Source organism: Mycobacterium sp. NGS17, from assembly GCF_059813205.1.
In genome coordinates, this window is record NZ_JCALED010000006.1 from 175,889 (window position 1) to 200,034 (window position 24,146).

28 protein-coding genes and 1 pseudogene are annotated in these 24,146 nt (G+C 65.3%); 16 read left to right on the forward strand and 13 right to left on the reverse strand.

The features are described from left to right. Position 1 precedes the first annotated feature (1 nt). The gene (locus AC5Y7E_RS15225) at positions 2 to 925 is read right to left on the reverse strand and encodes an NAD-dependent epimerase/dehydratase family protein (RefSeq protein WP_499918726.1); all 924 of its coding nucleotides are present in this window, start codon (positions 923 to 925) and stop codon (positions 2 to 4) included. Between the two features lie 176 nt (positions 926 to 1,101). Between AC5Y7E_RS15225 and AC5Y7E_RS15230 the strand changes: the two genes are divergently transcribed. From AC5Y7E_RS15230 to AC5Y7E_RS15255, 6 genes are all read left to right on the forward strand, one after another. After that, positions 1,102 to 1,425 carry a hypothetical protein gene (locus tag AC5Y7E_RS15230; RefSeq protein ID WP_499949616.1) on the forward strand — a complete coding sequence of 108 codons (324 nt, stop codon included), beginning with the start codon at positions 1,102 to 1,104 and terminating at the stop codon, positions 1,423 to 1,425. 136 nt (positions 1,426 to 1,561) lie between these two features. Continuing rightward, positions 1,562 to 3,214 carry a thiolase C-terminal domain-containing protein gene (locus tag AC5Y7E_RS15235; RefSeq protein ID WP_499949618.1) on the forward strand — a complete coding sequence of 551 codons (1,653 nt, stop codon included), beginning with the start codon at positions 1,562 to 1,564 and terminating at the stop codon, positions 3,212 to 3,214. Further along, positions 3,211 to 4,101: an alpha/beta hydrolase gene (locus AC5Y7E_RS15240; RefSeq protein WP_499949620.1), complete on the forward strand. Its 891-nt coding sequence runs from the start codon at positions 3,211 to 3,213 to the stop codon at positions 4,099 to 4,101. The genes AC5Y7E_RS15235 and AC5Y7E_RS15240 overlap by 4 nt, the downstream gene beginning before the upstream one ends. Then, on the forward strand, positions 4,101 to 4,916 hold the full coding sequence (locus AC5Y7E_RS15245) for an NAD(P)-dependent oxidoreductase (protein WP_499949621.1): 816 nt from the start codon (positions 4,101 to 4,103) through the stop codon (positions 4,914 to 4,916). The genes AC5Y7E_RS15240 and AC5Y7E_RS15245 overlap by 1 nt, the downstream gene beginning before the upstream one ends. A gap of 131 nt (positions 4,917 to 5,047) precedes the next feature. Further along, positions 5,048 to 6,253: a cytochrome P450 gene (locus AC5Y7E_RS15250; protein ID WP_499949622.1), complete on the forward strand. Its 1,206-nt coding sequence runs from the start codon at positions 5,048 to 5,050 to the stop codon at positions 6,251 to 6,253. Between the two features lie 11 nt (positions 6,254 to 6,264). Further along, positions 6,265 to 6,465, forward strand: coding sequence for a ferredoxin (locus tag AC5Y7E_RS15255; protein ID WP_499949624.1), 201 nt, complete (start codon positions 6,265 to 6,267; stop codon positions 6,463 to 6,465). Positions 6,466 to 6,468: 3 nt separating this feature from the next. On the opposite strand, the gene AC5Y7E_RS15260 is transcribed toward AC5Y7E_RS15255, so the two are convergent. The 8 genes from AC5Y7E_RS15260 to AC5Y7E_RS15295 form a co-directional block, all read right to left on the reverse strand. After that, positions 6,469 to 6,753 carry a DUF1330 domain-containing protein gene (locus AC5Y7E_RS15260; RefSeq protein ID WP_499918734.1) on the reverse strand — a complete coding sequence of 95 codons (285 nt, stop codon included), beginning with the start codon at positions 6,751 to 6,753 and terminating at the stop codon, positions 6,469 to 6,471. A 31-nt stretch (positions 6,754 to 6,784) separates the two neighbouring features. Beyond that, a complete protein-coding gene (locus AC5Y7E_RS15265; protein WP_499949625.1) occupies positions 6,785 to 6,973 on the reverse strand; it encodes a ferredoxin in 189 nt (62 codons plus the stop codon). Further along, positions 6,970 to 8,241, reverse strand: a complete 1,272-nt coding sequence (locus AC5Y7E_RS15270) for a cytochrome P450 (RefSeq protein WP_499949626.1) — start codon at positions 8,239 to 8,241, stop codon at positions 6,970 to 6,972. Before AC5Y7E_RS15270 ends, AC5Y7E_RS15265 begins: the two co-directional genes overlap by 4 nt. Positions 8,242 to 8,367: 126 nt before the next feature. Then, entirely contained in the window at positions 8,368 to 8,871 is a 504-nt protein-coding gene (locus AC5Y7E_RS15275) for a hypothetical protein (RefSeq protein ID WP_499949627.1), read from the reverse strand. Then, complete coding sequence (locus AC5Y7E_RS15280) at positions 8,868 to 9,482, reverse strand: TetR/AcrR family transcriptional regulator (RefSeq protein WP_499918739.1); 615 nt, start codon at positions 9,480 to 9,482, stop codon at positions 8,868 to 8,870. Before AC5Y7E_RS15280 ends, AC5Y7E_RS15275 begins: the two co-directional genes overlap by 4 nt. A 129-nt stretch (positions 9,483 to 9,611) precedes the next feature. Further along, the gene (locus AC5Y7E_RS15285) at positions 9,612 to 10,766 is read right to left on the reverse strand and encodes a thiolase family protein (RefSeq protein WP_499949628.1); all 1,155 of its coding nucleotides are present in this window, start codon (positions 10,764 to 10,766) and stop codon (positions 9,612 to 9,614) included. 96 nt (positions 10,767 to 10,862) lie between these two features. Further along, positions 10,863 to 12,029 carry an acyl-CoA dehydrogenase family protein gene (locus AC5Y7E_RS15290; protein WP_499949629.1) on the reverse strand — a complete coding sequence of 389 codons (1,167 nt, stop codon included), beginning with the start codon at positions 12,027 to 12,029 and terminating at the stop codon, positions 10,863 to 10,865. A 127-nt stretch (positions 12,030 to 12,156) separates the two neighbouring features. Beyond that, the gene (locus AC5Y7E_RS15295) at positions 12,157 to 13,455 is read right to left on the reverse strand and encodes an amidohydrolase family protein (protein WP_499949630.1); all 1,299 of its coding nucleotides are present in this window, start codon (positions 13,453 to 13,455) and stop codon (positions 12,157 to 12,159) included. 388 nt (positions 13,456 to 13,843) lie between these two features. Here AC5Y7E_RS15295 and AC5Y7E_RS15300 point away from each other — a divergent pair, with 388 nt between their 5' ends. From AC5Y7E_RS15300 to AC5Y7E_RS15335, 8 genes are all read left to right on the forward strand, one after another. Further along, positions 13,844 to 14,377 (forward strand): carboxymuconolactone decarboxylase family protein, encoded by a 534-nt coding sequence (locus tag AC5Y7E_RS15300; protein ID WP_499918742.1) that lies wholly within the window; start codon positions 13,844 to 13,846, stop codon positions 14,375 to 14,377. Positions 14,378 to 14,394: 17 nt separating this feature from the next. Next, on the forward strand, positions 14,395 to 15,672 hold the full coding sequence (locus AC5Y7E_RS15305) for an aromatic ring-hydroxylating oxygenase subunit alpha (protein ID WP_499918743.1): 1,278 nt from the start codon (positions 14,395 to 14,397) through the stop codon (positions 15,670 to 15,672). Then, positions 15,656 to 15,979, forward strand: coding sequence for a hypothetical protein (locus AC5Y7E_RS15310; protein ID WP_499918744.1), 324 nt, complete (start codon positions 15,656 to 15,658; stop codon positions 15,977 to 15,979). Before AC5Y7E_RS15305 ends, AC5Y7E_RS15310 begins: the two co-directional genes overlap by 17 nt. Positions 15,980 to 15,982: 3 nt before the next feature. After that, positions 15,983 to 17,203 (forward strand): metal-dependent hydrolase family protein, encoded by a 1,221-nt coding sequence (locus tag AC5Y7E_RS15315; RefSeq protein ID WP_499949632.1) that lies wholly within the window; start codon positions 15,983 to 15,985, stop codon positions 17,201 to 17,203. Further along, positions 17,181 to 17,651: a nuclear transport factor 2 family protein gene (locus AC5Y7E_RS15320; RefSeq protein WP_499949633.1), complete on the forward strand. Its 471-nt coding sequence runs from the start codon at positions 17,181 to 17,183 to the stop codon at positions 17,649 to 17,651. Before AC5Y7E_RS15315 ends, AC5Y7E_RS15320 begins: the two co-directional genes overlap by 23 nt. A gap of 18 nt (positions 17,652 to 17,669) precedes the next feature. Then, positions 17,670 to 18,767 (forward strand): acyl-CoA dehydrogenase family protein, encoded by a 1,098-nt coding sequence (locus AC5Y7E_RS15325; RefSeq protein WP_499918749.1) that lies wholly within the window; start codon positions 17,670 to 17,672, stop codon positions 18,765 to 18,767. A gap of 75 nt (positions 18,768 to 18,842) precedes the next feature. After that, the gene (locus tag AC5Y7E_RS15330) at positions 18,843 to 19,601 is read left to right on the forward strand and encodes an acyl-CoA dehydrogenase family protein (protein ID WP_499949763.1); all 759 of its coding nucleotides are present in this window, start codon (positions 18,843 to 18,845) and stop codon (positions 19,599 to 19,601) included. 103 nt (positions 19,602 to 19,704) lie between these two features. Then, the gene (locus AC5Y7E_RS15335) at positions 19,705 to 19,974 is read left to right on the forward strand and encodes a DUF4190 domain-containing protein (protein ID WP_499949634.1); all 270 of its coding nucleotides are present in this window, start codon (positions 19,705 to 19,707) and stop codon (positions 19,972 to 19,974) included. Between the two features lie 8 nt (positions 19,975 to 19,982). On the opposite strand, the gene AC5Y7E_RS15340 is transcribed toward AC5Y7E_RS15335, so the two are convergent. After that, positions 19,983 to 20,540, reverse strand: coding sequence for an acyl-CoA dehydrogenase family protein (locus AC5Y7E_RS15340; protein ID WP_499949764.1), 558 nt, complete (start codon positions 20,538 to 20,540; stop codon positions 19,983 to 19,985). A gap of 9 nt (positions 20,541 to 20,549) precedes the next feature. Then, positions 20,550 to 21,170: pseudogene (locus AC5Y7E_RS15345) on the reverse strand (acyl-CoA dehydrogenase family protein); the annotation flags it as partial. 242 nt (positions 21,171 to 21,412) lie between these two features. On the opposite strand from AC5Y7E_RS15345, the gene AC5Y7E_RS15350 reads away from it, so the two are divergent. Then, complete coding sequence (locus tag AC5Y7E_RS15350) at positions 21,413 to 22,063, forward strand: TetR/AcrR family transcriptional regulator (protein ID WP_499949635.1); 651 nt, start codon at positions 21,413 to 21,415, stop codon at positions 22,061 to 22,063. Between the two features lie 226 nt (positions 22,064 to 22,289). After that, positions 22,290 to 23,138 (forward strand): mycofactocin-coupled SDR family oxidoreductase, encoded by an 849-nt coding sequence (locus AC5Y7E_RS15355; RefSeq protein WP_499918753.1) that lies wholly within the window; start codon positions 22,290 to 22,292, stop codon positions 23,136 to 23,138. Positions 23,139 to 23,141: 3 nt separating this feature from the next. Here AC5Y7E_RS15355 and AC5Y7E_RS15360 read toward each other — a convergent pair whose 3' ends face one another. Both AC5Y7E_RS15360 and AC5Y7E_RS15365 read right to left on the reverse strand, forming a co-directional pair. Further along, on the reverse strand, positions 23,142 to 23,558 hold the full coding sequence (locus AC5Y7E_RS15360) for a DUF5313 domain-containing protein (protein WP_499949636.1): 417 nt from the start codon (positions 23,556 to 23,558) through the stop codon (positions 23,142 to 23,144). A 19-nt stretch (positions 23,559 to 23,577) separates the two neighbouring features. Continuing rightward, the gene (locus AC5Y7E_RS15365) at positions 23,578 to 24,069 is read right to left on the reverse strand and encodes a MarR family winged helix-turn-helix transcriptional regulator (RefSeq protein WP_499949637.1); all 492 of its coding nucleotides are present in this window, start codon (positions 24,067 to 24,069) and stop codon (positions 23,578 to 23,580) included. Positions 24,070 to 24,146: the final 77 nt, after the last annotated feature.

Sequence of the window (24,146 nt, forward strand, 5' to 3'; positions counted from 1 at the left end):
GTCACGCTCTCGCCGGATCGTGCTGGGGCCGAGGAATTTCGGGATGTCGTGCCGCGACCATGCGCCGGAACCCCTCTCGCCACGGCACCTTGGTGCGCCCGAGGACGTCGTGCATGCGGGTGACGTCGGGCCACAGCGGCGTGTGCGCCTGATCTGTGTACTCGAAGATCGGCTCGACACCGACCAACTCACCCATGAAGGCGCAATACTCCTCGACGCTGACCGTCTCGCTACCGGCCCAGTTCACCACCACGGGCGGCACCGCGGCGACCTCCATCGCACGGATGCCGAGTTCCACATAGTCGTCTTCATAGATGGGGTTGTAGTTGTTCGGCTTGTCCGGATGCAACCGAATGGGCTTGCCCGCCAACATCGCATCGAGACGATCGGCGGGTGCACCGCCTTGGGGGCCATACGTCGAACAAATGCGGATGATCGTCAGCGGAATCCGGTAGTGCTTGGCGATCCAGGTGCACACCGCCTCGGCGGCAACCTTGGAGAAGCTGTAGTTCGCCCGCAACGGCGCCCCCGGTGGATCGGTCTCGGTCAGCGGTCGGTGGCCCTGGTAAGCGTAGATCGAGCCGGTAGAGCAGAAGACGAAACCCTGTGCGGCGCGGCAGTGGTACAGCAAGTCGCCGGACGCCTGTGCGTTCGTTTCCACGCAGCGGTTCCAGTCGTCCACGCCGGGGTCTACGGCCGCGTGGAATACGTAGGTGAAATCGTCTGGGAGAGAGGAGAAGTCCCCGTCGCCGACGTCCAGCGCCACGGGTTGGATTCCGGCGTCCGCGAGTTTCTGCCGGGCCGCGGGGTCTTTCAGGCGCGCGGCGCCCCATACCTCGTTTCCCGCCGCCGCCAGGGCACGCGCGATGGGGAACGCGATCTTGCCGGTCGCGCCGGTGATCAGGATCTTCTCTGCGTCGAGCAATCAGCCCTCCGAATGTTAAGTACTTGATATCGCGTCTGGAGCATAACCTTCGGCCGCAAGTAAATGCCACAGGCCAGAGCGGCTCGCTGCTGCTTCGCTTTGAATCTGGCCGTGGCGGTACCGACGGAATAAGCTGTGACCAGCCAGCGTGGGGATGGCGCCAAGGGAGGCCCACCATGAGGTGGTTTTTGGGTCGTCTGACAGTTGTCGTCGCTGTTGCCTTCGTGCCGATGGCGGCCGCGGTGATCGCGACGCCGGCAATCAGCTCGGCGGAGTGCGATCCCAACATGTCGTTCAACGTGGCGACGTGGGAATGCAAGCCGATGGCGGGCCCACCGGCGTGGTATGCGGCCCCACCTGCATATGCACCGCCGTTTGCCGCGCAGGACGTGCCGCCGCCCCCACCGCCACGGCCATGGTGGTCACCGAACGAACCGATGTGGAATGCCGGCTTTCACCAATGGGGTACCTATTTCACCGGCACCTGGGTGCCGTACTGACGGCAAGCCGCTCCTCGCCTGATAGGCGGCACGATCGCCGCCAACGCCATCTAGATCATGCCTCTCGGCAGTGATAACGTGATTCTCCGATTCGTATAATGGGGCTACCGCCCGCCGTCCGACTCCCGGAGGTGACGTGCCAGAACCCGGACGTCCTCTGCCCCTGATCACGCAGGACAACGAATTCTTCTGGACCTCGGGCGCCGACGGCAAGCTCCGGCTGCAGGAATGCCAGGCGTGCCAATCGCTGATCCATCCGCCGGCGCCGGTGTGCCGGTATTGCCGGTCACTGGACATCGGAATTCGGGAGGTCTCCGGCAGGGCGACCCTCGCCGGCTTCACCATCAACGAGCGATTCAGCCTGCCCGGGCTCCTCGCGCCCTACGTGATCGCGCAGGTGGCGATCGCCGAGGACCCCCGGGTGCGACTGACCACCAACATCGTCGACTGCGAATTCGACGACCTCGAACTCGGACAGCAGGTCGAGGTCACCTTCGAACAGGTCGAGGACGTCTGGTTCCCACTGTTTCGGCCCATCCCCGGCGTCGAGCCCGCTCCCCTGCCGGTCGACGAGATCGCACCGGAACGCTTCGGCGAGTACGTCCGGCCGATGCTCACCACCGAGAAGTTCGAAGACAAGGTCGCGCTGACGGGTATCGGCATGTCGCCGATCGGGCGCCGGCTCATGCAGCCGCCACTGGCGCTGACGGTGCAGGCGTGCGAGGCGGCGATCGCCGACGCGGGCCTGACCTATGCCGACATCGACGGCCTGTCCACCTACCCCGGCGCAATCAACGTGGCGGGGATGGGCGAGGGGGGCACCACTGCCCTTGAGGCCGCGTTGGGCATCCGGCCGACATGGCATAACGGCGCGATGGAAACGTTCGGCCCGGGTGGCTCTTTGATCGCCGCGATGCTTGCGGTCGCGGGGGGGCTGGCGCGGCACGTGCTGTGCTTCCGGACGGTGTGGGAAGCCACCCATGGCGAGCTGATGAAGCAGGGCAAGATCGCCCCGTCGATGGGCCGAATGTCGGGCTGGCAGATGCCGTTTGGCGCCACGTCCGCGGCGCACACCCTGGCGATGAACGCGCAGCGGCACTTTCACCGGTACGGCACCACGAAAGAAACGCTGGGCTGGATCGCGCTGAACCAGCGCGCCAACGCCGAACTCAACCCGACGGCCATCTACCGGTCGCCGATGACGATGGACGACTATCTCAACGCGCGGCCCATCACCACGCCGTTCGGTCTCTACGATTGTGACGTGCCCTGCGATGGCGCCATCGCCGTCATCGTCTCGGCCGTCGACGCCGCCCGCGACCTGGCCAAGCCACCGGTGCTGGTGGAGGCCGTGGGGACGCAGATCATCGAGCGAATCGACTGGGATCAAAGCACTTTGACGCACGAGCCACAGGTGCTGGGCCAGGCGGCGCATGTGTGGACGCGCACCTCGCTGCGGCCGGCAGACGTCGACGTCGCCGAGCTGTACGACGGGTTCACCATGAACTGCCTTTCCTGGATCGAGGCGCTGGGCTTCTGCGGGATCGGTGAGGCCAAGGAATTTCTGGACGGCGGCAAGAACATCGCGCGCGACGGACAACTGCCGCTCAACACGCATGGTGGTCAGCTCTCGCATGGCCGGACCCACGGCATGGGCCTGTTGCACGAGGCCGTGACCCAGCTGCGGGGCGAGGCCGGCGACCGCCAAGTCGCCGATGCCCGCGTCGGAGTGGTCAGCAGCGGCGGACTGACCCCCAGCGGCGTGATCCTGCTACGGGCCGGCACATGAGCACCGCCCCCCGTCCCCGGCTCGTCATCGTCGACGGCGTGCCGATGTCGGCGTTGGTCGCTGAGGCCGACGATCCCAAGGCCGTGATTGTGGCGATCCACGGGGGCGGAACCACCGCAACGTATTTCGACTGCCCCGGCCATCCGTCGTACTCGCTGTTGCGCACCGGCGCCGCTGCGGGATTCACCGTGGTGGCCCTCGACCGGCCCGGCTATGGCAGCTCGGCACCGTATCCCGAAGCGATGGCGTCCGGCGAGCAGCGCGTCAACCTTGCTTACGGTGCTGTCAATCGCATCCTCGGCGAACGACCGCGTGGCGCAGGAGTATTCGTGTGGGGGCATTCGGGCGGCTGCGAGCTGACCGTACGGATGGCCGCCGACGGGCGAGGTACCGACCTGCTCGGCATCGAGCTCGCGGGCACGGGCCGGCACTACCACCCCGCGGCGAAGGAGATACTGAAAACGGCTACCCGCGAACACCGCCCGTCGGGCATGCGCGAATTGCTGTGGAGCCCAGAGGAACTCTATCCGCCCGAAGTCCTCGGGGGCGCCACGGTTTCGCCGTCGGCCCCCGCTTACGAGGACCAGATGGTGTCGGACTGGGCGCGAAAGACGTTTCCGGAGCTCGCGCCCGCAGTGCGCGTCCCGGTGCATTTCAGCATCGCCGACCACGAAAAGGTCTGGCAGACCGACGATGCGGCGGTCGCCGAGATCGGCACCCTGTTCGCCGGGGTCGCGCGGTTCGTCGTGCATCGGCAGCCGGACGCCGGGCACAACATCAGCCTCAGCCATGCCGCCCCCGCCTACCATTCGAAAGTTCTTGCATTCGTGCAGGACTGCGTGGCCGAGGGCTCAGCGGACACGCAATCCGATCTGGAGGCCGGCTGATGCGCGTCGGGTTCATCGGGTTGGGCAGCCAGGGCGGCCCCATGGCGCGCCGGATCGCCGAAGGCGGCTACCCCACCACGTTGTGGGCGCGCAGGCCGGAAGCCCTCGAGGCGTTCGCCGACACCACAGCCAAGATCGCCGGATCTCCGGGCGAACTCGCCGCAGCCAGCGACCTGGTCTGCCTTTGCGTAATCGGCGACGCCGACATCGACGAACTCGCCTGCAGCGAGAACGGATTGCTGTCGGCGATGAAACCGGGCGGCGTCATCGCCGTGCACAGCACGGTGCACCCGAACACCTGCCGAGAACTTGCGACCAAGGCCGCCCCGCTGGGCGTATCCGTCATCGACGCGCCGGTGAGCGGCGGAGGAGGGGCGGCGGCCGAGGCCCGCCTGCTGGTGATGGTCGGCGGCGACACCGACGTCGTCGAGCACTGCCGTCCGGTCTTCGAAACCTATGCCGATCCGGTCGTGCACCTCGGTGAGCTGGGTTCCGGACAGACCACGAAACTGCTCAACAACTTGCTGTTCACCGCCCACCTGGCCACCGCCGCCACCGCCCTATCATTGGCCAAGGAGCTGGGCGTCGAACCGGACCGTCTCGCCGAGGTGGTGTCGCGCAGCAGTGGCAGCAGCTTCGCGCTGAACGCGCTGGGCGGCATCGGTGGACTGGATCGGCTGGCCGGTGTCGCAGGTGGGCTGCTGCAGAAAGACGTTCGGTTGGTGGTCGACCTCGCCGACCGGGCCGGAGCAAACGGCGGCGCCGTGCTCGATGCGGCCGATGCGGCGCTGACCCTGATGGACCACCCACGATGAGAGCTCAGCAGGGTTGCGAAATGCCAGCGTTTTGGTCTTTCCGGTTCGTCACGAAGGTATTACCGTTAGCGTTACAGTCCCGGACTCCGCTGTAAAGGTTTCAGCCCGCCCTCGCCGCTGAGGAGGATTCAGTGACAAAACCGAAGGTCGTCTTCGATCCGTTCTCGGAGGAGTACTTCAACGATCCGTTCGAAATCTACCGACGGATGCGTGAGGATGCGCCCCTGTACTACGACGAAAAAGAGGACTTCTACGCGCTGACCCGCCACGAAGACGTGTCGGCCGCGTTCAAGGACTTCGAGACGTATTCCTCGGCGCGCGGCTGCGACCTTGCGATGGTGCGCAAGGGCATCTCGCCCGAGCAGAAGTCGATCATCTTCATGGATCCCCCGGAGCACCGCCACATGCGCAGCTTGCTCAACAAGGCGTTCACCCCGCGGGCCATCCAGTCGCAGCGCGAGACGGTCGTCGAAGTCATCGAGAAGTATCTGGGCGCCGCCAATCCCGACAACTTCGACGTCGTGCAGGACTTCTCCGGGCCGTTCCCGGTGGAGGTCATTACCCGGATGGCGGGGGTGCCGGAGGAATACCGCCAGCAGGTGCGCCTGTGGATCGACACCAGCCTGCATCACGAGCCCGGGCAGATCGAGGTCAGCGAGGCCGGCATTCAGGCGAACATCGACACGGCGATGTACTACTTCGGTCTGATCCAGGAGAGGCGCGCCGAGCCGCAGGACGACATGATCAGCAGGCTGATCGCGGCCGAGATCCCTGGTGAGGACGGACAGCCCCGCAAACTGGACGACATTGAGATCACCGGCTTCGCAACGCTATTGGGCGGTGCCGGCGCCGAGACGGTGACGAAGCTGCTCGGCAACGCGGCGGTGCTCTTCGCCCGTCATCCCGAGCAATGGCAGAAGCTGCAGGACGATCGCGACAAGGTCCCGGGCGCGGTGGAGGAGCTTCTGCGCTACGCGGGTCCGGTGCAGTACAACGTCCGCTACACGCTGAAAGAGGCCCACGTCAGCGGTGGCGTGATTCCGGCGGGCAAACCGGTGTTCCTTTGCGGCGCCGCGGCGAACCGCGACCCGGAGGCCTTCACCGAGGCAGACACATTCGATATCGAGCGTGACCAGACCGAGGCGCAGCATCTCGGGCTCGGATACGGGATTCACAGTTGCCTCGGCGCGGCGCTGGCCCGCATGGAGAGCAGGATCGCGCTGGAACACCTGCTCGACTTCATGCCCCGCTACGAAGTGGACTGGGCGGGGTGCAAACGGGTGAATATGCAAAACGTGGCGGGCTGGAAGAACGTGCCCGTCAAGGTACTTCGTTAAAGGAGGCCACAATGACGAAGAAGATCGAAGTCGATTGGGGACTCTGTGAGAGCAACGGTGTGTGCATGGGCATCAACCCGGAGATCTTCGAACTCGGCGACGACGACATGCTGACCGTCCACCACGAAGAGGTCACCCCGGAGAACGAGGCGGACGTGCGCGAGGCCGTCCGTCAATGCCCCCGGCAGGCGATCTCCATCGTCGGGGAGTAGCGATCAGAATCCGGAGAGGATGACCGCATTGCAGTCGGCGGCGGCCTGCCGCAGTTTCGCGGCTTCCTGGTAGCCCTCGGACTCGTACCAAGCCCGAGCCGCATCGACCGACTCGAATTCCAACACGACGGTCTGGTCGCCGTGCCAGTCGCCTTCGATGACCTTGGGTGCGGTGTCCACCGCAAGGATGGTGGCACCGCTCATCGCCGAACCGGCGGCTTGGGCGTAGGCCTTCATGCCTTCCGGGTCCTTGATGGCCTCGGTGAGGATGACATACCCTTTGGCCACTCGAATCTCCTTACTCGTCCGTAACTTTGGGTTATTTCTCGCCGATCGCCTGCTCGGGACAGCATTGGATCGCCTCGATAGCGGCGGACTCCAATTCCGTTGGGACATCGGAATCTATGGCCTCGGCGTAACCGTCGTCGGTCAGGCTGAACACGTCGGGGCACAGCGTGAGACACATTCCATGGCCGCGACACTTCTGGTCGTCTACCCATACCTTCATGCCAGCGTGAACTCCAGGTGTAGTTCGGTCAGGCCGCGCAGGATGTAGGTCGGAACATATTGGTAGCTGCGGTCGTTCGCCGGCCCGTGAACGCTCTCGTCGATCCTGATGTCCGTCGTGCGGTCGAGCAACCGCTCGATCGCCACCCGGGTCTCGGCCCGGGCCAGGGGCGCGCCGGGACAGCTGTGGATGCCTCGCCCGAACGAGATGTGTTGGCGCGCATTCTTGCGGGCCGGATCGAAGACGGCGGGTTCTTCGAACCGGCGCGGATCCCGGTTGGCCGCCGCCTGCAGGATCATCACGGTGCTGCCCGCGGGCAGGTCGACCCCGCCGACGTTGACCGGCCGGCGGTTCATCCGGAAGTCGCCCTTGACGGGGCTCTCGTAACGAAGCGACTCTTCGATGAAGTTCGGAATCAGGCTGCGGTCCTTGCGCAGCCGCGCCTGGATGTCGGGCCGTTCCCCGATGGTCTGCAGCGCGGCGCCGAGCAGCCGGACCGTGGTCTCCTGTCCCGCCGAGAAGACATTGCTGGCAACGCGGGCCACGTCCTCGACCTCCGGGGTGGAGCCGTCGGGATAGGTGGCGGTCGCCAGGCCGGTGAGCACGTCGTCGCGCGGCGCATTGCGGCGATCACGCACATAGTCGGAGAACAGGCCGTAGAGGAACTCCAGCGGACTGTGGGCCAGGGATCCCTTGGTGCCACCGACGCCCCCGCCTGCGTGCTCGGCGATGCCTTTGACGAACTTGTCGCGATCCTCGATCGGCACTCCGAGCAGGTCGGCGATGACCAGCAGCGTGAACGGGCCCGCGAAGCCCTTGATCCACTCGCCGCGCCCCGGCGCCAGGAAGTCGTCGAGCGCCTGGTCGGCGAGCGCCCACATGGCGTCCTCGTTCTCCTTGAGGCGCTTGGGAGTGATCAGCCGCATCATCAGGGATCGGTGGTTGGTGTGCGTAGGCGGGTCGAGGGTGGGCAGTTGGTCGCTGAACGGCAGCTCGTCGCGATGCTCCTCGATCAGCTCGGTGATGTCGTCACCCTCGATCGGCACCGGAAAGCCTGGGAACGGGCCGGTCACCGAGATGCACGAGGACCAGGTCTCGGCGTCGTTGAGCACCGCGCACGCCTCGTCCCAACCGGTGATCATGGTGACGTCGTGATGGCTCTCGCGTGTGACGGGGCACCGCTCCCGCAGCGCCTCGTAGTAGGGGTACGGGTCCTGGATCAGCTCGCTGCCGCGGAAGAAGTCCAACTCGGAGAATTCGTCCGCCATCTCCCGCTCCTTGAATCTCGGCTAGTGAGAACGTGCCTCTCGCAGATGAGTATTACATTTTCACACAGGCTGGTGGTCGTCAACGACGGACCCCGGAAAGAACGTCAGGCCGCGACGGAACCCCGGTTAGCTGGCGGGGACCAGGTCTGCGGCAACCGACGGCCAAGCGAGCAGCCCGCTCCGGAAGGTCTCCACGTGACCGACTGAGGCGCGCGCCGCAGCCGCCGCCAGGGCTTGGGCCTTGAACGTCTGCGCGGCCATGCTCAGCTGGTGTTGCACCAGCCCGACGCTGTCGTCTAGTTCGGATGGCCAGTTTTCTCCCCACAGCGTGACCTCGGTGACGCCGTGATCCAGGGCCTGCAGCACGCCTTGGCGCACCCGTGGGTCGCAGCCGAACAGGTCCGCCGCCGCCGCCAGGGCCTGCGGGCGGGGACGCGATTGCACCGTCGCCAGCGCGTCTTCCAGGTCGAGCACCTGGGCCCCGATGATCTGCAACGGCCGGTCGTCGGGGTGGTCGGCGACCAGCACGGTGACGTCCCAACCCGCCATCGACCTGTCGAAGATCCAGCCGCCGGCGAACCTCACCACGTCTATGACGGTGGCGGCGACGACGTCGAGCCGGTATCTCATATCGCCTCGGGCTTCTTCGGAGGTGCGAAATCCCGCGCCAGTGTCTCGGCGTACTGCTTGAACGCCTCGGCTAGCGGGATCGAAGGATCGAGTAACCATGTGGTTTCCATTCCGTGGACGAAGGCGAGGATCTCTACTGCCTTGACGGCGGGGTCTATGTCTTTGCGGTACCGGCCGTCGGCCTGACCGCGACGGATGAGGTCGGCGACGATGTCGGTCGCGGCCCGGTGCCTGGCGAGCATGCGGTCGTGCAACGGGGCGTCGGGAAGGATGTTCTCGACCAGCAGCACCGTGAACGTGCCCACGAGTTCGGGTGCGCGGTGAAAACGGTCGGCGACCGCGGCGATCTGGTCGAACAGGTCACCGGTCCGGTCGGCGTGAGTGTCGTCATCGAGGTCGCGGGCATCGAGCACCGCGTGCAGCAGCTGCTCCTTCGATTCGAAGTGATGCAGCAACCCGGCGGGGGTGACCCCGGCCTCGCCGGCGATCTGGGCGAGTGTCGTGCTGCGCCAGCCGTTGCGGGTGAGCAGGCGTTGCGCGACGTCGAGAATCCGCTGTTTGCGGTCCTCGCCCTTGGCGAGCAGCGTGTCGTATCGCCGTGCGACGGGCACCGGGACCCCCTCAAGCCACGTTGTATCGACGTCGGGAAACCAACCTAGTGAACACACAGTAGGTTAGTTTCGCCGCTGTGACAAGGGTCACGCAGAGCAAGATTTTGTGGATGCGGCTGGCCGCGGCTCTTAGCTCACCAGCTCCACCAGCGTGGCGTTGGCGGTGCCGCCGCCCTCGCACATGGTCTGCAGGCCGTAACGAATCCCGTTGTCACGCATGTGATGCGCCATGCGTGTCATCAGCACCGCTCCGGACGCACCAAGCGGATGTCCCAGCGCGATGGCGCCGCCCAGCGGATTCATTCGTGCCGGGTCGGCCCCGGTCTCCGCCAGCCACGCCAGCGGCACGGGGGCGAAAGCTTCATTGACCTCGAAGACGCCCACGTCGGGCAGGCCAATGCCGGCCTTGCTCAGCACTTTTTCGGTCGCCGGAATGGGGCCGGTGAGCATCAGCACCGGATCCGCTCCGGTCACCACGCCCGCAAGGTACCGCACCATCGGCGTCAGGCCCAGCTCGACCGCCATCTCGGCGGTGGTCACCAGCAACGCGGCGGCGCCGTCGGAGATCTGTGAGGAGTTGCCCGCGTGGATCACGCCGTCCTCGGCGAAGGCCGGCTTGAGCGTCGCGAGCTTCTCGACGCTGCTGCCGCGCCGCACGCCCTCGTCGGCGGTGACGACGTTGTTGTCGGCTCCGTCGACGAACACCGGCACGATCTGCTCGGTGAAGGCGCCGCCATCCTGGGCCGCGGCGGCCCGCTCATGGGATTCGACGGAGAATTCGTCGAGCCGGGTGCGCGAGAATCCCCACTTCTTGGCGATCATCTCCGCCGACAGACCCTGGTTGAAGGAGAAATCGTCATAGCGGGCAAGGACTTTCGGGCCATACGGCATACCCGTCGCCCGGGCCGAACCGAGCGGAACGCGACTCATGACCTCGACTCCACCGGCCACGACGACATCCTGCTGGCCCGACATCACCGCATGCACGGCGAAGTCCAGCGCCTGCTGGCTGGACCCGCAGGCGCGGTTGACGGTGGTCCCGGGAATGGTCTCGGGCCAGCCGGCGGCCAGGACCGCGTAGCGCCCGATGTTGCTGGACTGGTCGCCAACCTGGGACACGCAGCCCCAGACGACGTCGTCGATGATGTCTGGACCGATGCCGGTGCGTTCGATGAGTTCTGTCAGTACGACCGCGGAGAGGTCGGCGGCATGCATGCTGGACAGCGCGCCGTTGCGCTTTCCCACGGGCGTACGCACGGCCTCGACGATCACTGTTTCACGCATATCTTTGCCCAACCCCTCAGTCGCCGAGCGTGCACTGAGGGCGAAAAAACCGCAACAATCCCGCCGTCAGTTCACGTTCGATGACAAACAAACTACCTAGTAGCTTCTCGGCAGCTTCAGGACGTTGGCTCCCAAGAAGTTCAGGATCATCTCCTGGCTGACCGGCGCGATCTTCATCAGCCGGGCCTCGCGGAAGTACCGTGTGATGTGGTACTCCTCGGCGTAACCCATGCCGCCGTGCGTTTGTAGCGCCCGGTCCGCGGCGGTGAAGCCGGCATCGGCGCACAGGTACTTAGCCGTATTGGCCTCGCGCCCACAGGGTTTGCCGTTGTCATAGAGCCAGGTGGCCTTGCGTAGCATCAGTTCGGCGGCATCGAGCCGGGCCAGTGAATCGGCGAGCGGAAACTGCAAACCCTGGTTCATCCCGATGGGCCGGCCGAAGACCTCGCGCTCGTTGCCGTATTTCACCGCCTTCCCCAGCGCCACCCGGCCGATACCGAGCGCCTCGGCCGCGATGAGCATTCGCTCCGGGTTGAGGCCGTCGAGGATGTACTGAAAGCCCTTGCCCTCCTCGCCGATTCGGTCCTCGACAGGCACCTCGAGATTGTCGATGAACAACTCGTTGGAGCTGACCGCGTTGCGGCCCATCTTGCGGATCGGGCGGACGTCGACCCGGCTGCGGTCGAGATCGGTGATGAACAGCGTCATCCCGTCGGTCTTCTTGGTCACCTCGTCGTAGCTTTGCGTCCGGGTGAGCAACAGGATCTTGTCGGATTCCATCGCCTTGGAGATCCACACTTTGCGGCCGTTGACGATGTAGCGATCGCCATCACGCTTGGCGAAGGTGGTGATACGCGAAGTGTCAAGCCCGGCACCGGGTTCGGTGACTCCGAAGCACACGTGGACCTCGCCGGTCGCGACGGCGGGCAACGTTCTGGCCTTGAGCTCGTCGGAGCCGTGCACCACGACCGGCTGCATGCCGAAGATGGACAGGTGGATCGAGCTCGCCGCGTTCATGGCACCACCCGATTTGGCGACCTCCTCGAGCAGGATCGTCGCCTCGGTGATGCCGAGGCCATGACCGCCGTACTCGGTGGGGATGGTCATTCCCAACCAGCCGCCGTCGGCGATGGCGCGGTAGAACTCGGTCGGGAATTCGTGCGCCTGGTCTTTTTCCATCCAGTACTGGTCGTCGAATTTCCCCGCCAGCTCCGCCACCGACCGACGGATCAGCTCCTGGTCATCCGTCAGCTCAAAGTTCATTCCAGCCACCGGTGGCCTCCTCTTCTCAGCGCGAGCTGGGGGTCCCCCCGCGTGCGGGGGAACACAAAAGCACCCGACACGCCGACAAAGTAGGTGCTTTTGCGTCTGCTCGGCGACAGTCTCGCGCTCAGTCCTTATTGCCGGTAAGGGCTTTCGCGTTGGCCGCGAAATCGGCAAAGGACGCGCCGCCTCGGCCGTCCTTGGCGTGGCCCGCCGCCTTGATGGAAACGTCATGCCCCTCGGCGGCCTTACGCAGCGCACCCACGGTGGCCTGTTCACGCGAAATGTGCGTGAAGGGGTCGAACGAGTACCAGCGCATCGCGTTCTCGTAGGTCATCTTGTTGATCTCGTCGTCGGGAACGTTATTGATGGACAACACATCCCACAACTCTTCCGGCGCACCCGGCCACATCGAGTCGCTGTGCGGGTAGTCGGCTTCCCAGCAGATGTTGTCGATGCCGATCATGTTGCGCAGCGCCACGCCCACCTTGTCGCTGATGAAGCAAGTCAGGAAGTGGTCGCGGAACACATCGGACGGCAGCTTGTCACCGAAGTTCTGATGCGTCCAGGTGGAGTGCATTTCGTAGGTGCGGTCGGCGCGCTCCAGGAAGTAGGGGATCCACCCGGTGCCGCCCTCGGACAGGGCGATCTTGAGGTCGGGGTACTTCTTGATCGGTGCCGACCACAGCAGGTCCGCCGCGGCCTGCACGATGTTCATCGGCTGCAGCGTGATCATCACGTCCATCGGCGCGTCCGGCGCGGTGATCGCCAGCCGGCCCGAGGAACCGATGTGGACGTTCATCACGGTGTTGGTGTCGCACAACGCTTCCCACAACGGGTTCCAGTATTCGTTGTGGAAGCTCGGGTAGCCCATCGCGGCCGGGTTTTCGGTGAAGGTCAGCGCGTGCACGCCCTTCTTTGCGACTCGGCGGACCTCGGCGGCACACGCCTCGGCATCCCAGATCACCGGGATGGCCATCGGAATGAACCGCGCCGGGTAGGCGCCGCACCACTCTTCGATGTGCCAGTCGTTGTAGGCCTGCACCAGCGCGATGGAGAAGTCGTGATCGTCGGTGACGAACAGCCGCCCGGCAAAGCCCGGGAAGGAGGGGAAGCAGATCGAAGCCAGGATGCCGCCCGCGTTCATGTCCTTGACGCGTTCGTCGACGTTGTAACAACCCGGCCGGATCTCGTCGAGCCCGGTCGGCTCGATGCCGTATTCCTCCTTGGGACGACCGGCGACCGCGTTCAATGCCACGTTCGGGATGACCGTGTCGCGGAACTTCCACATATCCGAGCCGTCATCGTTGTGCACCAGCCGGGGTGCGTCGTCCCGGTACTTCTTCGACAAGTGGTTCTTGAACATGTCGGGCGGCTCGACGGTGTGGTCGTCGACGCTGATCAGCATCATGTCTTCTTTGTTCATGAGCTTCCCTTTCATCGGATCCATCGGATCGATTACCGCCTCGGCGAACCGCTGTCCCGTGCCAAGATCACTGAAATGAAAACTATCTTCTCGCCAGACGAGAATCAACATTCATAGGTTGCTGCGGGCGCATGCAGCGGCCTGACCTGCGGCCCAGCAGTCCGGCGAATTTCCCACCGCGATGCGGCAAGGCCATGAGGTAGACGCCGGCGTGACACGTCGGTGCGGCCGGGCCCGGTCAAGCCCCGACCGTCCGGCCGCCCGGGTGCGCCAGGCGGCTCCCACGCGCGCCCGCCCGGCACGCCGGCATTGACCGAGCGCGCGTTTCGTGCCAGTCTGTTAGTTGCAAATGAGAATACGATTCTCTTTCACCGAGAGGACACTGCCGATGCGCCTGCAGCCGCTCCCCGCCGACCAGTGGGACGAGGCTACCCAGCAGGCACTCTCGGCCATGCGGGACGCGGACACCAACAACGCGCTTTCCACGCTGGCTCACCACCCAGCGCTCGCCAAGGCGTTTCTTCGATTCAATGTCCACCTGTTGACGTCGTCCACACTGCCGGCCCGCATCCGCGAACTGGCCATCCTGCGGGTGGCCCATCGTCGCCAGTGCGCATACGAGTGGTCGCACCACGTGCGGATGGCCAAGGACGAAGGGATCACCGACGAACAAATCGCGGCGGTGCGGCGATTCGGCGATGGCGGCGCGGAGGATCTCGACGCGTTCGATCGCGCGGTGATCACCGGGGTTGATGAGCTGGATGAGAAGTCGGAGTTGTCCGACCAGACTTGGGCGGCGCTGGGCGAGCGCCTCAGCGACCAGCAGCGCATGGATTTCGTCTTCACGGTCGGCTGCTACGCCCTGCTGGCCATGGCCTTCAACACTTTCGGCATCCAACCCGAACACGCCGACCAGCACTGATCAAGAGGAGTAAGAACTTGCCGCACTTCCCGAAACCAGCCGCCGGCAGCTGGACAGAAAACTACCCCGACCTCGGGACCGCGCCGGTTGACTACACCGACTCGATCGACCCGGCGTTCTTCGAGGCCGAACGCGACGCGGTGTTCCGGAAGACGTGGCTGAACGTCGGCCGGGTCGAGCGCCTCCCCCGCACCGGCAGCTACTTCACCAGGGAACTGCCGTCGGCCGGCAAGGGCACGTCGGTGATCATCACCAAGACCAAGGACGGGACGGTCAAGGCGTACCACAACGTCTGCCGCCACCGGGGAAACAAGTTGGTGTGGAACGACTTTCCCAACGAGGAGACCTCCGGCACGTGTCGTCAGTTCACCTGCAAGTACCACGCCTGGCGCTACAGCCTCGACGGCGACCTGACCTTCGTCCAACAGGAAGAGGAGTTCTTCAACCTCGACAAGAGCAACTTCGGCCTGGCACCCGTGCGGTGCGAGGTGTGGGAGGGCTTCATCTTCATCAACTTCGACGACGACGCGGCGCCGCTCATCGACTACCTCGGGCCGCTGGCTAAGAGCATCGAGGGCTACCCCTTCGGCGAGATGACGGAGACCTACTCCTACCGGGCCGAGGTCGGCAGCAACTGGAAGCTGTTCATCGACGCGTTCGTCGAGTTCTACCACGCGCCGATCCTGCACCAGGGGCAGTACACCAAGGAAGAGGCCGCCAAGATCCAGAAGTTCGGCTACGAGGCGCTGCATTACGAGCTGGCCGGACCGCACAATCTGCAGTCGACGTGGGGTGGCCAGGCCCCACCGGAGGACATGTCCATGGTGAAGCCCATGGACCAGGTGTTGCGCAGCGGTCTTTTCGGTCCGTGGGACAAGCCGGAGATCATCGAAAAGCTGGAGCTGCCACCGGGTGTCAACGTGAAGAGGGTGCCGCAGTGGGGAATCGACTCGTGGCTGTTCTACCCCAACTTCATGCTGCTGATCTGGGAGCCGGGCTGGTTCCTGACCTATCACTACTGGCCCACCGCGGTGGACAAGCACATCTTCGAGTCGACGCTGTATTTCGTTCCGCCGCGCAATGCGCGGGAACGGCTGGCCCAGGAGCTGGCCGCGGTGACGTTCAAGGAGTACGCGCTGCAGGACGCCAACACGCTGGAAGCGACCCAGACCATGATCGGCACCCGGGCCGTCAAGGAGTTCCTGCTCTGCGACCAGGAAGTGTTGATCCGTCATCTGCACAAGACGACCGCCGACTACGTGAAGGAGCACCAGCGCAATGGCGTTACCGTCTGAATTCGCGGCCCTGGAGCCCTATTTGGATTGGGACCTGGCTACCGAGCCCGAGCGCTACGCCAAACGGCTGGCCTCGACGATGCCCGAGATGCAGGCCTTCTATGACGTGGCCTTCCCGAAGCTCAACGCTGTCATCGAATATGTCGACAAGTTTCCACTGGACGACTTGCCCGACGACGCAAAGACATTGATGCACATGATGCAGTCACTGGTCATGGTCTCGTTTCCCATCGAGGCCTGGAAACAGCCGCGCGTTCCCGACAGTGGCGCGGCGTGGGTTGAAGTGATCAGGGAGCCGGTGATTTAGGCGGTGCTGACGATCAAGGCCGCAGGGCTCCTCGATATCGACGCCGGCGAGATCGTTCGCCCGGGCATTCTGCAGATCGAGGACGATCGGATCGTCGGTGTGGGCGGCAATCCCGAGGGCGAAATCATCGACGTCGGCGACCAGATTCTGTTGCCGGGCCTGATGGACATGGAGGTCAACCTCCTGATGGGCGGGCGCGGCGAGACACCCGGGCTGTCCCAGGTGCAGGACGACCCGCCGACGCGGGTGCTGCGCGCGGTCGGCAACGCCCGGCGCACGCTGCGCGCCGGTTTCACCACCGTGCGCAACTTGGGCCTGTTCGTGAAAACCGGCGGCTACCTGCTCGACGTCGCGCTGGCGAAGGCCATCGACGCGGGTTGGATCGACGGGCCGCGAATCGTCCCGGCCGGCCACGCCATCACGCCCACCGGCGGTCACCTGGACCCGACGATGTTCGCCGCCTTCATGCCGGGCGCGCTCGAGCTCACGGTCGAAGAGGGCATCGCCAACGGGGTCGACGAGATCCGCAAGGCGGTGCGCTACCAGATCAAGCACGGCGCCGAACTGATCAAGGTGTGCGTTTCCGGCGGCGTCATGTCGTTGACCGGTGAGGCTGGGGCGCAACACTATTCAGACGAGGAACTGCGCGCGATCGTCGACGAGGCGCACCGGCGTGGGCTGCGCGTCGCCGCGCACACCCACGGAGCGGAAGCGGTCAAGCACGCGGTCGCGTGCGGCATCGACTGCATCGAACACGGCTTCCTGATGGACGACGAGGCCATTCAGATGCTGGTCGACAACGACCGCTTCCTGGTGACCACCCGCAGGCTCGCCCAGGCGATGGACGTGTCGCGCGCCCCGAAGGAATTGCAGGACAAGGCGGCCGAGATGTTTCCGAAGGCGGAAACGTCGATCAAGGCCGCCTACGAGGCCGGGGTGAAGATCGCGGTCGGCACCGACGCCCCGGCCATCCCACACGGCCGCAACGCCGATGAGCTCGTCACGCTGGTCGAGTGGGGCATGCCACCGCTGGCGGTGCTTCGGGCGGCGACCGTCACCGCGGCCGAGCTCATCAACGCGAGCGACCGGGGCCGCCTCGCGGCGGGCCAGCTCGCCGATATCATCGCGGTACCCGGAAACCCGTTGGAAGACATCACCGTCACCCGAAACGTCGGCTTCGTGATGAAAGGCGGCAAGGTCTATGTCGACGCCCGATCAGTCTAAGAGCGGCCCAAGCCGAACTGACGACCTCGTCGAGATTCAGCAGCTGCTCGGCCGCTATGCGGTCACCATCACGCAGGAGGACATCGAGGGCCTCGTCGCCGTCTTCACGCCCGACGGCACCTACAGCGCCTTCGGTGAGACCTACAGCCTCAGCCGATTCCCGGAATTGGTGGCCGCGGCCCCAAAAGGCCTGTTCCTCACCGGGACCGCGGTGGTCGACCTGGACGGTGACGCGGCCAGCGGCACCCAGCCGCTGTGCTTCATCGATCACGCAACCCACGACATGCGGATCGGCTACTACCGTGACACCTATGTGCGAACCGCCGACGGGTGGCGGCTGAAGACCCGCGCCATGACGTTCATCCGCCGCAGCGGTGTGCACGACTCCGGACGCCCGCACGCGATCGGGCGTCCCGCCGGTGACTCCGCGGCCCAGGCAGCGACCTAAAGGAGCCGATCAATCGAAGTGAATGTCGAGCAGTTCCGGGCCGACCTGCGCGCGTGGCTCGACGACAACGATCTGACCCCCGGGCCCGACCACTCGCTGCGGGGGCACATGCGGCAGTTCGCCCGGGTCAGCCGTGCGCTCTACGACGCCGATTGGATGCGATTCGGCTGGCCGGTCGAGGTGGGTGGATTGGGCGGTCCCGCGGTGCTGCGAGCGATCGTCGGTGAAGAGGTGGTGGGCCGCCGCTTGGCCGAACCCGGACCCTATTCGATGCTCGAGGTGCTCGCGCCGACAATGATCGACTACGCGCCGGCCGAGCTCGCCAAGGAGATGGTTCCGCGCCTGCTGAGCGGTGAAGAGCAATGGTGCCAAGGCTTTTCCGAGCCGGGCTCGGGCAGTGATCTGGCATCGCTGACAACACGGGCGGTCCAGGACGGCGACAACTGGATCGTCAACGGCCAAAAGGTATGGACCAGCTTCGCGCAGTTCTCCACCCGGTGCGTCCTGCTTACCCGCACCGCGCCCGGGCACGACGGGATCACCGCGTTCTTCGTCGATCTCGACACTCCGGGCATCACCATCCGTCCGCTGCGGACGATGCACGGCGTCGACGAGTTCTGCGAGGTGTACTACGACGACGTGGTGATACCGGCCAGCCGGATGCTGGGCAAGCCGGGAGACGGCTGGCGGCTCGCGATGGACCTGCTGCCCTATGAGCGTTCGGCGTGTTTCTGGCAGCGGATTGCGTACCTCTATTCGCGTTTCGACGATCTGATCACCACGGCAGCCGAAGTCGGCGAGCCCGACGAATCCGCGCTCGGCGGCGCCTATCTGGCGCTGCACACATTGCGCTGCCGGTCGCGCGCGACCCAGCACCGGATGCGCGATGGGGCCCGGCTTGGACCCGACACCTCCATCGACAAGGTGCTGCTCGCCTCTGCCGAGCAGCGGCTCTACGACACCGTCCGCGATGTGTTGCCGGGCACGCTCGAGCTCGAAGACACGCCGTGGCGTTCGGAATACCTGTACTCGCGCGCGGCGACGATCTATGGCGGCACCGCTGAGATCCAGCGCAATATCATCGCCCGCCGGCTGCTCGACCTCGGGAAGGAGTGAACCGTGGCTTCTTCGGCAGATACCGAGTCAGACCCCGAATCGCTGCGCCTGCTGGCAGAGTCGCTGCGGACGACGATGAGCGCCGCCTCGGGCGCCAAGCTCGATGCGGCGCTGACCGACCTCGGCTGGCGCGACATGCTCGACGAAATGCCCGATACCGCAATACCTCTGGTGTTCAAGCTGCTCGGTGAGACCGGCGCGCACGCGCCCGTCCTCAACGACGTCGTGCTGTGCGCGGCCGGCGACGCGCCCGGAGGCACGCTGTCGCTGCCGTTCGCCGGCGGTTCCTGGGTGCTGTGGGAACGCCGCGACCACCCCGAGTCGGCGATCGACGAGTTGCTGCCGATCCGCCCCGCACCGCAGGGAGATCCTCTGCCGTCGGCCGCCCTGCACGCGGGTTGGCTAGCCGTGGGTTGGTGGCTGGTCGGCACCAGCCGGGCCATGCTGTCACTGGCTCGTCAGCACGCCGTGGACCGCGTGCAATTCGGCCGCCACATCAGCTCGTTCCAGGCGATCCGGCACCGGCTGGCCGAGACGCTCGTCGCGATCGAGGGCGCCGAGGCAACACTGCAAGCCGCGACGGAATGCGACGATCCGCAGGGACTGGCTTCCCTGCTGGCCAAGGCCGCGGCTGGTCAGGCCGCGCTCACCTCCGCACGCCACTGCCAGCAGGTGCTCGGCGGGATCGGCTTTACCGCCGAGCATCCGCTGCACCACCACATCAAGCGGTCCCTGATTCTCGATGGACTGCTGGGCAGCTCTCGAGAACTGACGCGTGCGGCCGGAAAAGCGTTGGTGGCGGCCGGTTCTGCGCCGCGGCTCGCGCAGCTGTAACGGGTCGCGCGCCCCGGAACCAAGCACCGTGCGCCGGGCATGGGATGCTTCGCTGCAACGATGGCGTGGTCGACCACGGCCGCAACCCGGGGAGGTGGGAAGCATGAATCACGCGCAAGCACCACAAAACCAGTTCGGCGTCGCCTCGCTCCTGCTGGGCCTGGTCGGCCTCGTCACCTGCTGGTTGCTACTGGGAGTGCCCTTTGGCATCGCGGCGGTGGTGACGGGCGACATCGCCCGGCGAAGGGTTGCCCGCGGGGAGGCGAACAATCCCCGAACCGCGGTGGCCGGCATGGTTTTAGGGGCGATCGCGGTGGTGGCGGGTCTCGTCGCCATCGGCTACTACGCCCAATTGGACGCGAAGAACCACTGACGCTCAGATCAATTGCGCGGTAACCCGAGTACGCGTTCTGCGATGATGTTGCGCTGAATTTCCGATGTACCGCCGGCGATGGTCGCGGCGAAGGTGCGGGTGTACCGGTCGAACCAGCTGCCGTAGTGGCTATCGAGGTTGAGCGGCGCGAACGGGGCCGTGACCGCGCGCAACGCCAGTCCGTCGCCGTCCTTGGCGGCCAGCGCGTCCTCGCTGGCGCGTTGCATGGCCTCCGAGCCCAGCAGCTTGAGCACCGACTGAGCGGGGACGTCCTCTTCGCCGCGAGCGGCTTTGGCCAGCGTTGCCGACCCCAGCAGCCGCATCGCATAGAAGTCCATCACCAGCGTCGCGTAGTGATCCCGCTGCACCGGACCCGAGGGATGGGACTCGACCGTCAACGCGTGCAACATGTCCGCGTAATCCAGCCACAGCATCGCGCGCTCGTGGCCGAGCGAACCGGTCGCGACGCGCCAGCCCGCGTTCAGCTCGCCCACCAAGTTCTCGGCCGGCACTTGTACGTCGGTGAAGAAGACCTCGTTGAAGTCGACGTCGTCGATGTCACCCATCGAGGCGAACGGGCGGCGGACCACGCCTGGGCTGTCGGTGGGAATCAGTAAAGCGCTGATGCCTTTGTGTTTTGGCGCGTCCGGATCGGTGCGCACGAAGGTCAGCAACACATCGGCGTGATGGGCGCCGGATGTCCAGACTTTCTGCCCGTTGACGACGAAGTGGTCGCCTTCTGAATCAGACGAGCGCACCGCGCGCGTCTTCAGCGAGGCGAGATCCGAGCCCGCGCCGGGTTCGCTCATCCCCAGTGACGCGGTGATCTCCGCCCGCAGGATCGGTACCGCCCAGCGCCGCTTCTGTTCGGGTGTACCGAATGACAGCAATGACGCCGCGATGATGCCCACACCCTGCGGATTGAAGCTTTGATAGATGCGCCGCCGCGACAGCTCTTCGTGGTACACGTACTGCTGCAGCAGCGTGGCGTTGCGCCCGCCGAACTCCGGGGGATTGCCGGGCTGTAGCCACCCGCTGTCGAACAGCAAGCGCTGCCACCGGCGGGCCCACTCCGGGATGTCCGAACTCGATTGGGGCCGCAGGAACGCCTCGGCCTCGGAAGGCAGGTGCGCGTCGAGGAAGGCCACGAATTCGGCGCGGAACGCCTCCACCTCGGCGTCAAAAGTCAGCTGCACAGCTCTTCCCGGGATGGTCGTGAGCGCACCGCGCCGTCAGTAGATCATGGTTTCCGCCGACGACGCGGTTCGCTCTTGCGATTAAGCTTCCATACACACGTCTAAGAGAATAGTATTCTCGCGGTAAGAAAGTTACAATCTCCGACACGTGATCCGTGAGGGGGTCGAGCGCAGCGATGTCACGGCGTTCTCCGGTAGAGTCCAACCATGTTCTCCCCTCGCGGCAATCACCTGAGCCGGCCGTGACCAATCCAAGCGAAGAGCCGGCCTGGAAGCAGCGTGCCGTCGAGCGGTCCATCAAGACGGCGAAACTGCGCGCCGCGCAGCGTGTTCAGCGCTTCCTCGACGCGGCCCAGGCCATCATCATCGAAAAGGGCAGCACGGACTTTACCGTGCAGGAGGTCGTGGACCGCTCCCGCCAGTCGTTGCGCAGCTTTTACCTGCAATTCGACGGCAAACACGAGTTGCTGCTGGCGCTCTTCGAGGATGCCCTGAGCCGATCGGCCGACCAGATCCGCGCGGCCACCGAGAGCCAATCCGATCCGTTGGAGCGGCTGCAGGTCGCCGTTCAGCTCCTCTACGAGGCATCGCGCCCGGACCCGACGGCCAAGCGCCCGTTGTTCACCGACTTTGCCCCGCGGTTGTTGGTGACGCATCCGGCCGAGGTCAAGGTGGCTCATGCGCCGTTGCTCGCGTTGCTGACGGAACTGATGGAGGCGGCGCACGACGCCGGCAAGTTGCGCACCACCAGCAATCCGAAGCGGGTGGCCGCCATGACAATGCAGACCGTCATGTTCATCGCGCAATCCAGCGGCGGCCCCGATGACGCGACGATGCACCCCATCACCGCCGATGAGGTGTGGGATTTCTGCTCACGCGGATTCGTCGCGTAGCGCTACCGTGCCCCGTCCCCTCACGTGACGAGCGAATAGCGCACGCCGTTTGCCGGTGAGAATGAGATTCTCTAATATCTAGAATCACAAATAGCCGAAACGGATTCGTCATTGACACCCGCGACGGCTCAATGACAGAGTTCAAGGCGGCAAGACCCGCGGTCCTGCAGAACGCGTTCGTTCTCCGCCGAGGCGTGCCGATCGAAAGTCAGGAGTTGAGGTAGCCATGACCGGACGTGTTGAGGGCAAAGTCGCTTTCGTCACCGGAGCGGCGCGCGGTCAGGGCCGCAGCCATGCGGTGCGGTTGGCCGAGGAGGGTGCCGACATCATCGCCGTTGACATCTGCAAGCCGATCCGCGACGGCGTGACGGACACCGCGATCCCGGCGTCGACACCCGAAGACCTCGCCGAAACCGCGGACCTGGTCAAGGGGCACAACCGCAGAATCTTCACGGCCGAAGTCGATGTGCGCGACTTCGACGCACTCAAGGCGGCGGTGGACAACGGTGTCGAACAGCTCGGCCGCCTCGACATCATCGTCGCCAACGCCGGAATCGGTAACGGCGGCGAGACTTTGGACAAGACCAGCGAAGAAGACTGGACAGAGATGATCGACGTCAACCTGTCCGGGGTGTGGAAGAGTGTGAAAGCCGGTGTGCCGCACATCTTGTCCGGCGGGCGAGGTGGCTCCATCATCCTGACCAGCTCGGTCGGCGGGCTCAAGGCCTACCCGCACACCGGTCACTACGTCGCCGCCAAGCACGGCGTCGTCGGTCTGATGCGCGCCTTCGGAGTCGAGCTGGGGCAGCACATGATTCGCGTCAACTCCGTGCACCCCACGCACGTGAGCACCCCGATGATCATGAACGAGGGCACCTGGAAAATGTTCCGCCCCGACCTGGAGAGCCCCGGCCCCGACGACATGGCGCCGATCTGCCAGATGTTCCACACGCTGCCGGTTCCCTGGGTCGACCCGATCGACATCAGCAACGCGGTCCTGTTCTTCGCCTCCGACGAGTCTCGCTACGTCACCGGCGTGACCCTGCCCATCGATGCGGGCAGCTGCCTGAAGTAGCCGCTAGAAGGGGCTGCTATTCGACTGCCATTCGGCCGACTCGGGTCGCGGCCCGTAGCGGCGGATGTAGTCCTCGTGCATCCGTGCCTGTTTGCGGCGGGCGATCACGTCGACCAGATTCGGATCCAAACCATGGACGGCCAGCCGGTGCCGCCGCCAGACCTTGTTGAGCGCAAGGGTTATCAGCAGTGCCCAGATGTAGAGCGGCGCGGTCATCTCCGTGTGCACGTAGAGCGATGCGGGCAGCAGCCAGAATGGAGCAAGGACCAGCAGGGGCGGGATGGCCCACCTGATCATGTGCCGGCGGATGGCTCCCTCGCCGGCCAAGTCTCGTGCCACCCAGGTGCGCATCGAGTCGGGCAGTCGCCGGCCGTAGGAATAGCCGATCCGCTGCCAGAGAGTGGGTTTCGCGTCGGTCATCATGCTCCTCGGGGTGATATCAGGCTTGCAATGCGCCGGCCGCCACGGCCGCGGCGTTGATGCGGGTGAGGAGCCGATGCAGGTTCTCGAGTTCGGCCATGTCCACACCGAGCCGGGCAACGACGGCGGGCGGAATCTCAAGTGCCTTCTCCCGCAGGGTGATTCCGCGTTCGGTGAGCCTCACGTCGGTGGTCCGCTCGTCGCCCGCATTCTTCGAGCGGGTGATCAGGCCCAGCCCCTCCAGCCGTTTGAGCATCGGCGACAGCGTGGCGGAATCCAACTGCAGCGCGGCGGCGATCTGCTTGACCGACAACGGGAACTGCTCGGCCCCGGGGGTTTTGCGGTGATCCCACAACGCCAGCATCACCAGATACTGCGGATGGGTCAGGCCGAGCGGCTCCAACAGCGGCCGGTACACCGCCAAGACCGCCCGGTTGGTCGTCGCCAATGCGAAACACACTTGGTGTTCGAGGGCTAGGGGGTCGATTTCGCGCGCGGTCGGTGCGGCCATACGTACATAGTGCGCTAATAGTTAGGGTGCTATCTACATGACGCCTCTCACACCGCCCCGCGCGCGGGTAATACCCT